15 protein-coding genes are annotated in these 9,838 nt (G+C 65.1%); 1 reads left to right on the plus strand and 14 read right to left on the minus strand.

Annotated features, from left to right (window positions below; all coding sequences use genetic code 11):
- Window positions 1–52 precede the first annotated feature (52 nt).
- The 6 genes from G6N08_RS09845 to G6N08_RS09870 all read right to left on the minus strand — a co-directional run bounded on the left by G6N08_RS09845 (window position 53) and on the right by G6N08_RS09870 (window position 5,440).
- Window positions 53–1,600 carry a Gp37-like protein gene (locus G6N08_RS09845; protein ID WP_163756451.1) on the minus strand — a complete coding sequence of 516 codons (1,548 nt, stop codon included), beginning with the start codon at window positions 1,598–1,600 and terminating at the stop codon, window positions 53–55.
- A 91-nt stretch (window positions 1,601–1,691) separates the two neighbouring features.
- Complete coding sequence (locus G6N08_RS09850) at window positions 1,692–1,910, minus strand: hypothetical protein (protein ID WP_163756453.1); 219 nt, start codon at window positions 1,908–1,910, stop codon at window positions 1,692–1,694.
- Window positions 1,911–2,039: 129 nt separating this feature from the next.
- A complete protein-coding gene (locus G6N08_RS09855) occupies window positions 2,040–2,450 on the minus strand; it encodes a hypothetical protein (protein ID WP_163756454.1) in 411 nt (136 codons plus the stop codon).
- A 319-nt stretch (window positions 2,451–2,769) separates the two neighbouring features.
- Entirely contained in the window at window positions 2,770–3,072 is a 303-nt protein-coding gene (locus G6N08_RS09860) for a hypothetical protein (RefSeq protein WP_163756457.1), read from the minus strand.
- Window positions 3,073–3,240: 168 nt separating this feature from the next.
- On the minus strand, window positions 3,241–3,948 hold the full coding sequence (locus tag G6N08_RS09865; protein ID WP_163753154.1) for a hypothetical protein: 708 nt from the start codon (window positions 3,946–3,948) through the stop codon (window positions 3,241–3,243).
- Entirely contained in the window at window positions 3,941–5,440 is a 1,500-nt protein-coding gene (locus tag G6N08_RS09870) for a C40 family peptidase (protein WP_163756459.1), read from the minus strand. Before G6N08_RS09870 ends, G6N08_RS09865 begins: the two co-directional genes overlap by 8 nt.
- 49 nt (window positions 5,441–5,489) lie before the next feature.
- On the opposite strand from G6N08_RS09870, the gene G6N08_RS09875 reads away from it, so the two are divergent.
- Window positions 5,490–5,744: a hypothetical protein gene (locus G6N08_RS09875; RefSeq protein WP_163756461.1), complete on the plus strand. Its 255-nt coding sequence runs from the start codon at window positions 5,490–5,492 to the stop codon at window positions 5,742–5,744.
- Between the two features lie 57 nt (window positions 5,745–5,801).
- Here G6N08_RS09875 and G6N08_RS09880 read toward each other — a convergent pair whose 3' ends face one another.
- From G6N08_RS09880 to G6N08_RS09910, 8 genes are all read right to left on the minus strand, one after another.
- Entirely contained in the window at window positions 5,802–6,143 is a 342-nt protein-coding gene (locus G6N08_RS09880) for a hypothetical protein (RefSeq protein WP_163756463.1), read from the minus strand.
- 85 nt (window positions 6,144–6,228) lie between these two features.
- Window positions 6,229–6,396: a hypothetical protein gene (locus G6N08_RS09885; RefSeq protein WP_163756465.1), complete on the minus strand. Its 168-nt coding sequence runs from the start codon at window positions 6,394–6,396 to the stop codon at window positions 6,229–6,231.
- Window positions 6,397–6,520: 124 nt separating this feature from the next.
- Window positions 6,521–7,078: a phage tail tape measure protein gene (locus tag G6N08_RS09890; protein ID WP_163756467.1), complete on the minus strand. Its 558-nt coding sequence runs from the start codon at window positions 7,076–7,078 to the stop codon at window positions 6,521–6,523.
- Window positions 6,967–7,461 (minus strand): hypothetical protein, encoded by a 495-nt coding sequence (locus G6N08_RS09895; protein WP_163756469.1) that lies wholly within the window; start codon window positions 7,459–7,461, stop codon window positions 6,967–6,969. Before G6N08_RS09895 ends, G6N08_RS09890 begins: the two co-directional genes overlap by 112 nt.
- A gap of 88 nt (window positions 7,462–7,549) precedes the next feature.
- On the minus strand, window positions 7,550–7,876 hold the full coding sequence (locus G6N08_RS09900) for a hypothetical protein (RefSeq protein ID WP_246216659.1): 327 nt from the start codon (window positions 7,874–7,876) through the stop codon (window positions 7,550–7,552).
- A 39-nt stretch (window positions 7,877–7,915) separates the two neighbouring features.
- On the minus strand, window positions 7,916–8,221 hold the full coding sequence (locus G6N08_RS20660; RefSeq protein ID WP_246216660.1) for a hypothetical protein: 306 nt from the start codon (window positions 8,219–8,221) through the stop codon (window positions 7,916–7,918).
- A gap of 279 nt (window positions 8,222–8,500) precedes the next feature.
- Complete coding sequence (locus G6N08_RS20665; RefSeq protein WP_246216661.1) at window positions 8,501–8,758, minus strand: hypothetical protein; 258 nt, start codon at window positions 8,756–8,758, stop codon at window positions 8,501–8,503.
- The gene (locus tag G6N08_RS09910; RefSeq protein WP_246216662.1) at window positions 8,755–9,513 is read right to left on the minus strand and encodes a hypothetical protein; all 759 of its coding nucleotides are present in this window, start codon (window positions 9,511–9,513) and stop codon (window positions 8,755–8,757) included. Before G6N08_RS09910 ends, G6N08_RS20665 begins: the two co-directional genes overlap by 4 nt.
- Window positions 9,514–9,838 lie beyond the last annotated feature (325 nt).

Genomic DNA, 9,838 nt, shown 5'->3' on the forward strand with positions numbered 1-9,838 from the left:
TTTTTAGCCGTTGGGGGAAGCGCCGAGCGCAAGCATCAACCCCTGCTCAACGTCAACTATTTTGCGTTGGATCAATGTCATAGGCGCTTCTTCGGCGCCCGTCGCCAACTGGACATCGATACGGCACCGTATCTCTGCGTTGTCGATGACTTTGATCTCGTCGAGATAATCGGTGTAGAGGACGCCGCGGCGGATGAGCGACGCCAGTTGGCCGGGGAAAACGTCTTTGAACAGCCGCCACGGCATGCCGTGGTAGAACGTTAACTGCGCCGCCGGGTATCCGTTGGTGTCCCAACCCGCCGAAATGGCCGCGAACATCGTGTCGATGTCGTATGTGGATTGGGTGGGGAAACCGCTCAGGAAACCCGTACGGCCCCAGCGCAACTCTGCGGTCGAACCACTCGAAAAGCTCGAACGCCAGAAACGCGTTGTCGAGCAGCCCGTCAAAAATGCTGTTCGAGATGCCGGTGATCCCGATGGTCATCATCAGAATGTCCACCAGGTATTCCAGGCTCGCGTTTATGAAATCGTTGAGCCACTTGGGTGACTTGCCGCCCAGAATGACCTGCCAGCACACCGGATGGTGGTGGGCGACATCCATCGACACTATTCCCGAGTCGTCAGCGTCAGCGTTGAACACCACCCACGGTGGAACGAAATTCACCCCGAGCGTGGGCGCGATAACGATGTCGGAACCCGGTGGCACGTACTCGTTGTCGGGGTTCAGGAAGGGGTTGAGAACGCCGCCCAGCAGCGAGCCTTCGAGGTCCACCAAATCCTGGACAGCGCCGTCCACCACAGTGCCCGTCGGACCCGTAACTCCAAGGTAGTTGCGCAAGTTGAAGCACAGGGTGGGCACCTGTAAATCCCACAGCAGTCCTTCGGGTTGCGGCTCGCCGGGCATCCACAAATCCATGCTGGGATAGATACCGTTGTCGGCGAGCTGTTGTCGCATCAGCTGCCACAGCGTGTCCATGCGACCGTTGACCTCGATCCATGGCGATGTGTCTGTCAGCGGGTCGGTGGGTATCACGCACACCGGAGTGGTGACCATTTGCATGAACTCGCTGAGGGAGATGCTGTTTTGCATGAGGATGGTGCCGAACCAGGTGCGCCAATCTAAGTCGAGGGAGCCGAGCGTGTTGAACAGCTCCCAGAGGCCGAGTTGCAGCCGCATACAGTTCTCGGCCACCAGCGTTTTGAACACTGTGATCGCCGGTCCGATGAGGACCGCTTCGGATGGCTGCACTTCGATAGGCAGGAATGGCTGTGGCCATGCGACAATCCGGTCCAGCATCGTTAAGTCGCCGACCAGTTCGCACTCTACGGTCTCGGCGCCGTCGGGGTTGATTTTGTCGTGCGCGACGTCGATGCGCCCCGACCAGCGGCCGGCTCCCCCTTCGAAATCGATCACCACGGGAACGACCGTTGTCTGACAAGTGATCGCAAGCTCGGCCAGCGGGTCTTGTCCTTTGAGCGTCAATGTGCCGTCGGGCAGTTTCAGACGCGGGAAGGTGCAGGTGACTTCGATGTAGTCGCCGCACTGGTATTCGGTGCGGTAATAGTTGTCGAACAGCCGCACATCCATGTTGATCGGCACGGATTCGTGCGGCGGGCCAATTGCAGCGCACTCGACATCGCCGCGACGGGATCGGGCCCGGTCAGCGTAACCTGTTGCTGGTCAAGGCTGCTCATTCCGGCCACACCCTCATCGGTGTGATAGAGGCGACCATTTTCGATGCCGGGTTGCCGCCGGTGATCGAGCACGCGATAGCCGCTGGCTGCGCGTATTGTGGCTGCGCCACACCGGGAATCGGGTTGGTGTAGTTGCCGGTGATCAGCGACGCCAGCGGGGCGGTCTGCGGCAGCGCCCCAAACGCCGACTCGAACTGCTGCAGCAGCGGCGGCACGTTGTTGCCGCTGACAAAGTTGATGAGCGTGTCGAGCAGCGACGGCGACGCCGACTGCGGCGCCTGCGACCGTGGCGGGTGAGGTCGACGACGCGCGGCAGCCGGGATAAAGTGTTGATCAGCGCAATGTCACCGGCGTTCAGTGGTCCGAACGTGATCATCGTTGTCGAGCCGGGGCCGTTGGCGAAACTGAACGGCCCCGTCTTCGGTTCCCGCGTAGCACAGGATGGCGGGCCAGCCGTCCTGGTCACCGATGTTGCCCAACTGCAACCAGCCGGAGCCCGAGCCGGTCCACCCCGACGTGTCACGCGGGAAGGTGTCTGTCCACGGCACACCGAGCCAGAACGCGAGATCGTTGCGGATCTTCTGCGTGAACTCCTGATGCAGCACGAGCCGCGGCAGCTGCTTGATCTGATCCGCCCACGGCTCGCCCCAGCGGGCCGGGAACCACCAATAGCCGCGGTCAACCGTCCAATATTCCAGCGAGCCTTGCAGATTCGGGTTCCACGCACCGATCCACTCCGACACCAGGCGCGACATGCCGGGGTGGTGGCATGCGCCTGCAAACGCATCGTCAAGTTGCAGGTGTCATACATGGTGTAGGTCCAGGTGACGCCGGGCTGCCGCGCTCCTTTGAGGTCGATGTGCTTGAAACCTGGTGTGACACCGGATAATCCGTCCACCAAGAGGATGCCGTCTTGGATTCCGGGCCACGGCGCCTCCGGCCCGCACAGCGTGAACTTCGAGTTTCCGTCGGGGCTGGTGAACTTGATAGTGGGCATTGCGCCGTCCAGCAGATCGGCTGCGCCCTGGGGCAGAATCGTGGCGTCGTTGGTGGCGTAAATCAGAGGGTAGGTCGTCATCGCGGCAATCCGTACGGCCTTGGGAATTGGCGTCCGGCAGTGTTGGACTGCGCGGTTTGCTCGGTCATTAACCGTTGACGGAACTCGTCGGGGTTGTTGGCTTGCACGACGATCGGCGCGTTGAACTGCGAGCCGATCCGGTCCCCGTTGTGCACGTCGCCGCCGCTGGCCGGGGTGAGCGGCTGCTGGGTCTGTCCCGCGGTGTTCGGCGTTGATGGGCGCACACCCGCGATACCTGTCAACAGGCGGCCAGGCAGTGTTTTGCCCCACTGCGACAGCGGGCTATCGGACGGGATCAAGGTGCTGAGAACGCCTTCGGCGGCGATGCCGCCCAGCTGCCCGAGGTATCCCGGTGCGGTTCAAATCCTGGAACACCACCTGCATCGCTCCCCGGCCGCTCCCCGGCCTGAATGTGCCCATGTCTGCGCCCATCGACGCCGCCGACGCTGCTGATTCGGCGGCGCCGATCAGGCCGCCGCCGAAGCCGAGCCCCGGTGATGGTGGCAGCCCTTCGTCGGGCAACCGCTGCGAGGCGCCGGGCTTAGCCACACCTTCCGGGTGTGCGCTGAGCGGTCCTCGGCCGACACTTCGCTGGCCTGGGTGCCTTTGTTGCCCGGGCCCGGCGATTTCGGCGCGCCGACCGGCAAATGAGGCTGCCCGCCTGACTTCTGTTGCGGCGCGGCCGGTGGTTTCGGCGTCGGCGGCGGCTGCGTCGGGTCACCGCCGCCGACCAAATAGACCGCACCACCGTGATTGCGATGCAGGGCATTACGGAACGCATAGACCGCGTCCTGGCCGCCCATCGCGCGCACGTCGTCGGCGGTGAGCACGTGTTCGCCCGGCGACAGCCACGCTGGGATGATGTCGGTGCCGGCCGGGCCGCCGGCAGCGAAGCGCGGCGCATCCATCGGCGCGAGATTCACCGCCCCGGATGGGGGCCCCATCGGGTGCGGTGGCATCGGTATCGGCGCGTGTGCCGTGGGCGGGCTGGCGCCCAACACGTTTGACAGATCGAGCTGTTGCCGATTCGGCGGGGCTGTCGCTGGGCCGCCGAGCATTCCCGGCAGACTCAAGCGTGGCCCAGACGCCCGGCCGGTAATAACTCCGAGATATGTCTCGATTGCCGGAGGTACCGGCTGCTGAGGCGCCGGGATCCCGGCGGCCTTGTCAACCACGCCGGGCAGCGTTGGGAACGGCCCGAGCTGAGGCAGGGGACCGTCGGCTGGGCTGGAACATCGCCGGCGCCGGTGACGCTGGCCCCGGCGGTGCTGGCGTCGGTGGTGCTGGCGTCGGCGGTGCGGAAGATGCTTCGGGCGCAGCCGACGCGGCGCCTGTGCCGGTCGGCGAACCATCGGCCGGTGGGGCCGTATCGCCGCCGGCTCGCCATCCGGCCGTGGCGGCGCTGCTAGGCGGCAGCGGTGTGCCGTAGTCGCCGAGGTCTGCGTAACCGCCGGGAGCGCCGAAGTCCAATCCAGCGTCCAAGCCGTAGTCGGCGCCCACTGCGCTGGAGCGGATGGCGTTGCCCAGCATGGCGCCCTCTATCGGGCCGATCGCCAGGTCGGCGAGGAAGGTGACAAGCCACTCCCCTAAGCCTTTGACCCCGCCGGAGAGGCCGAAGCCTTCCGCGAGCGGTGCGCCGAACCGCAACCCGCCGAAACTGTTCGCGCCACCGCGCAGCGGGTGAAAAGCGCCCCGCTCGGCGTCTTCGAGCTTGCGCTGCGCCAGATCGCGCTCGGTGTGCAGGTGCTCGATCTCGTGGTCGAGCCGATCCCCTCGGACTGCTTGGCGGTTGCTTTGAGTTCGTTGCGGCGTTCTTCGGCGTCGTGAATCTCGTTGTCGAGATGTCGCAGCCGTTCCCGCGCGGCCGCGACTTTCTCGTCGTCGCGTAGCCCGGCTGGCCGCGGGCCTGGTCCGGCGTTGCGCCGGCCGGGATGCCGGCCCCGCCGATGCCGCCGCCGCCGAAACCTCCGGCGCCCCCGCCGAAGCCGCCGCCTGCGCTGTAGCCGGTGGGCCTTGCAGGTCGCCGATCGGCAAAAACATGTGATGGTCGAACTGAGGGCTGTTCGCGCCCGCAGCGCCCGCTCCGACAACGAAGTTCCCGTGCGAGCCGCCGGCTTCGGCGTTCTCGCCGTCCGACAGCGTCATGGCGGCGTGCCCGGCGTTGCCGCCGCCGTGGTCGTACCAGCCGACGCTGATCGTGCCAGGGCCGCCGATGCCGGGCCGGAACCCCAGCGACGCCAGCCATTGGCCCATGTTGACGGTGGTGGGCAATCCGACGTTAGGGATGCCGAGCGCGCCGGCGATGACGCGGCCCACCATCCCCGAGCAGTCGTGGCGTGTGGCTTGACTGTAGGGCGTGCCGATCATCGAGTAAGCGGCCTGCACGTCGGGTCCGATGGCTCCCCCGCCTTGACGGTGCAGCGCGCGCCGGAACGCGTACACCGCGCCGTGACCGCCCATCGCGTCCACGTCGTCAGCGGTGAGGACGTGCTCGCCGTCTGCGCCCCAAAACAGCGCCGAGTCTTTGCCTTTCGGCCCAGGAGCGCGCAGGCCACCGCCGGAGTGGCCGGCGAGCTGATGGTAGAGCCCTACGCCCGCGCCGCCTATGCCGCCGATGGCGGTTCCCAGGCCCGAACACCGATCCGAGGGCGGCACCGGTCGCGGCATCGGTGCCGACCACGGCCGCGCCGTGCCAGAACCCGCTGGGACCCGTCGCGTGTTGCAGCGCGTCACCGCCAAGCTGCGCGCCGAGAGCCAAGGCGCCCCCCTTGGCGAGACGTCCCAAAGCGCCGCTGAGGCGCCCCGTCGAGGCGGTGGCCGCGTCCTCCTCGGCGACGATCGTGCCGAGCCCGCTGGCGATTGGCGCGAGAACGGTTTCGGCGATCTTGGCGGCCTTGAATATCGCCCACGCGCCGCCCAGCGCGCCGAGCGCGTCGATGACGCCATGCATGATGCCTGGATGCTGCGCTAGGGCGTTAGCTACGTCCTGACGACGTTCAGGGCGGTCGTCGCGGCGGGCAGGAAGTCGTTACCGATCGCAATCGCGGCCGCCCCGAACGCGGCCTTCCCGCATTTTCGCGTTGAGAGTTCCCTGGGATTCGTGGAATCCCTTGACCGTTCCGTCCGCCTCCTGGGTGCTCTCGGCGATCCCTTTGATCCTGCCGTTGACCTCGTCGGTGTGCTCTCCGGTGATTTGCAGCGCGACCGCGGCGGCGGACATTGTTCCGGTCACTTCGTTGAGTGCCTGGTTCAGCGTCTCCAGGGTCTGGCCGCCGGTTAGCCGCTTGCTGAAGCCTTCGACCTTGTCGTCGAGCGCCTGGTATTGCTTGAGCTGCGTCGCGTCCTGCTCGTTCGACTTACGAACAACCATCTGGTATTCGCGGTGCCCAATTGTGTGGTTGTGCAACGCCTCAGCGGCTGCCTCGCGGCCGGCGACATCTTGGTCAGCATCTCGTTCATGTCGTTGACCGCTTGCGCGCCTTGAGCACATCGCCGGTGTTGAGCAGCTTTGTCGACGGGTCTACCTTCTGTGCGAGCGTTGTAGGAGGCATTGGTGCCCGCCAGGCCGCGCGCCCGTTCGGGCCGCCGAGCTTCTGCGACACGTCGTCTGCGTCAATCCCCACTGCTGCATCGCCTGCCGCGCGGAGCGTCCGCCCCGGACAGGGCGCGCATCGCGTTGTTCATTTGCTCGGCGCCCTGAGCCGCCGACGTACCAGACTGGGTGATCTGCGCCAGCGTCCCCACACATCAGCCAATGAGGTGCAGTTGTGCGGCGGTCGGCTCAATCGTGTGCGCCCGCGAATTCCTGCAAGGGAACCTTGATTCGCCGACCGCGGTCACCAGCTGCGACATGACTTTCGCCGCCTGGTCGGCCGGGATGTGGAAGTCCTGAAGCGACGTCGTCAGCACGTTGACGACCTCGGGCAGCGGCGCCTGCTCCGCGTTGGCGCCCTGCGCCGCGGCCTGCAACACCTTGAACCCGTCGGCGGCCGAGTATCCGGCCTTGGTGATGGTGTACATGCCCTCGGCCAGCTCACCGGCGGTGTAGCCGACTTGGCCGGCCAGCTTCAGAATGCCGTCGGAGGCGGTTTTCAAGTCCTGTGCTGGAAGGCCGGCCGAGGCATGCAGTTTCATCATGCGCTGGAAATCGCCGGCCTTCTTAGTGGTTTCGACGAACGCCACACCGAGGCCAGCTACGGAGGCGACACCGATCGCGTTGAACACCTGGCCGGCGCGGCTGGCCGAGGTCGCGCTCTTGTCCATCGCGCTGCCGAGCCGGCTGTGCGCGGCCTCGGCGGCGACCATCGCATCGACGTGATCACGTTGTGCTTTCGATGCGCGGGCATGTCGGCTAACGCCACGTTGGCTGCAGCGGCCTTGCTGCTGTCGGCGCCGTATTTCGCGGTGGTCTCGTTGAGCCGCTTTTGGGCCACCTCGACTTGGCCCATCGACCGCATCCGCGCGGCTTCTTCCTCGGCGGCTGCCGCAGCACGGTATTCGTCTTGCAGTCCGCGCAGCGCGGCGCGCGCGGCGCTGCCGTCGATCGCCGACAACGCTCGTGTCAGCGCGCCGCCGAGGCCGCGTCCGATGTCGTCACCGGCGCGGCTGAAAATCGCTTTCGCTTCGCGGGCGGCCAGTTGGGCGGCCGCGACATCGAGCCGTGACTTGACATCTAAATAGACCGGCACGGCTCACTCACCGCCTTTCATACCGTAGAGGCCGCTTATGTGGCTTTTAGCGCGCCGCACTAACTCAGCGCGCTCTAACTCCTTGCGCTCAAGCAAGATCGCGTCCAATGGCTCCAACAGCGCCGCGATGTCTGGTTGCGGAGCGCCACGGTCCGCGCGCCGCCAACTCACGGGTCATGCGCGCCAACAGTTTCCTGTCGTACGTCCAGTCGATGTAGGTGGCGATCACCTTCACGTCTTTGGGAGGAGCCCCGGCGGCCGGAATTCTTAGCAACTTGCCGGTGAGCTGCTTGTCCTCGCCGACATATTCAGCGACACGGAAGGTGCGCTCGGATGCTTCTTTAAATTTGAGTTCTCTGGCAGCCCGTCGAGCAGCGCGAGCATTTCTCGGCTGCTCATCGTGCCCTGATGCCACTCCGCTATCCGCCTCCGGCAATGAATCTGTAGGTCGGCCTCAATCTGTGTCGGAAACAGCCTCCACAATTTGATCGCCTCGGTCACTTTGGGGTCGGCTTTGCCGCTCCGCAAGCTCCCGGCCCATCTTCTGCCAGATCAGGGTCACGTCGACAGCGCGACCGCCCGCCGCCCGGAAAGCCTCGTAACGGTCCCCGAAAATCGCCCGCGCTAACTGAATGTTGTAGTTTTCCACGAGCACACCGTTTTTGCGGTTCGGTTCCTTGAGTTCGCCGCGGCGGATAACTTTCCCGTTCTCGTCGATTTCGTCGTCCTCGCGGTCCCACGATTCCACTTCGAGCTGCAAAGCGTCAGTGGGCCAGCTGCTCGTCGTCGAGCAAAGAAGGGTTGGGTATCTCGAATACCTCGCCTTTGGGGGTGATGATGCGCTCGCTGGCGGTGAATCCCATGTATTCGGCGGCCTGCGCGCGCCGCCTCGAACGAATCGTGACTGTGGGAAACCTGCTCCTGCATAAATGTGTCTCCTGCCTGTTTGTCCTCTGCGCGGGTCTGCGTGGATCGCCGCGGCGGCCCGGCCACGGAGACAAACCGGCCGCCGCGGCGCGAATGTTCGTGTTGCGTTGTGTCAGGACGCGGTGAACGGAGCCGACTGCGGGCCGGTCACTGTGGCGTTGGCCCCTGTCGCGGTCACCTGAATCGCGTTATACGTGGTCGATGCGGTCAGGCCCGAAATCGTCAACGTCGTCAGGCCGCCCGACACCGACGGCGAACCGGACAGGGTTGCCGCCGACCACGCGCCGGTCGGTGTCTGCTGAATCTGCACCGAGTACACCGGGGACGTGATGTCGATCGGTGTCGGGAACGTGATCGTCGCGCCGGTCACCGGCGTGACCGTGGGAACCGCGGTCTCAAACTGCAGATTGCCCGCTGCCAGCGCGGCGGCAACCCACATCGTCTGCTTGGTGAACGGGTCCGGCAGCACTTCGTAGGTGAGCTCCGAGGAATCGGGTTCTTGCGGGCAAGCTCGTTCTTGCCCTTCTTGTCGGTGATGATGCGCGGGAACACGCGCGCCACCAGGTTCGCGTCGGTGTCAACACCGATCAGCACCAGCGTGCGCTCGCGTGGCACATCGGTGTTGCCGCGAGCCACACCGTAGCCAGGTGTGCCAAGCGCCGGGATCCCCGTCAGCGGGAGCTCGAACTTCAGGTAGTCGATCAGCGGGTTCGACTCGAGCGGAGTGAAGTTCACCTTGTCGTCGAGCTTGGTCAGCACGTTACGCACCGAGCGCACCAGCTGCGCTGATGGCGTCTGCTGCAGCGTTTGGTCCGGGGTCCAGTCGGTGGCGTCCTCTTTCAGCAGGCCGAGGTCGTAGAAGTTCACAGCACTGTTCGGTGACGTGACCAACAGGTCGCCACGGATCGACACGTTGTCGGCGGCGAACGGTGTGAACAGCTGCGCGGGTCCGCTGGCGGTTTGGACGGTGCCGAGCCCGACAGCCGGTGACGCCAGGTTGAACGTGCCGGTCGGATCGTAGTCGCGGATCAGCCCGTGGGTGATCTGCCAGTACCGAACATTCAGCGGGTTCAGGTTGTCTTCGAGGACTTCGGCCCAAGTGCCGCCGGTTGCGGGAAGTGTCATGATATTTCCTTTCGGGGCGCGATAGCGTCAAAGCCGAAAAACAGCAAGACGCAGCGGGTTTTGCGCAAACTATGCGGAGAAGCGCAAAGGCAGAAAGTATCTCGCGTAGTACCGTTTGATGAACGGGTCTTCGTAGGGTTGGTAGACCGGCATCTGATGTGTTCGCGGCCCAAGACCGCTCACCGTCGCGGTTTCGCCGCTAGGGAAGCCAATAATGTCCCCATTGTGAGGCTAATGATCTGGTGGTGGGCTTTCCACGCCCACTCGTCACACTCGGCTATCCGGCGGCCAGCCGCATGCACGCTGATGATCGCGTTGCACCAGT

Source organism: Mycobacterium botniense (genome assembly GCF_010723305.1).
GTDB lineage: Bacteria > Actinomycetota > Actinomycetes > Mycobacteriales > Mycobacteriaceae > Mycobacterium > Mycobacterium botniense.

What these genes read in the sequence shown, in the direction of transcription:
- G6N08_RS09855 (WP_163756454.1), bottom strand. Translation starts at nt 2,450, where the DNA reads ATGTCGCGCCTGGTGTCGGAGTGGATCGGTGCGTGGAACCCGAATCTG.
- G6N08_RS09870 (WP_163756459.1), bottom strand. Translation starts at nt 5,440, where the DNA reads ATGCCGCGACCGGTGCCGCCCTCGGATCGGTGTTCGGGCCTGGGAACC.
- G6N08_RS09880 (WP_163756463.1), bottom strand. Translation starts at nt 6,143, where the DNA reads ATGGTTGTTCGTAAGTCGAACGAGCAGGACGCGACGCAGCTCAAGCAA.
- G6N08_RS09890 (WP_163756467.1), bottom strand. Translation starts at nt 7,078, where the DNA reads ATGGTCGCCGCCGAGGCCGCGCACAGCCGGCTCGGCAGCGCGATGGAC.
- G6N08_RS09910 (WP_246216662.1), bottom strand. Translation starts at nt 9,513, where the DNA reads ATGACACTTCCCGCAACCGGCGGCACTTGGGCCGAAGTCCTCGAAGAC.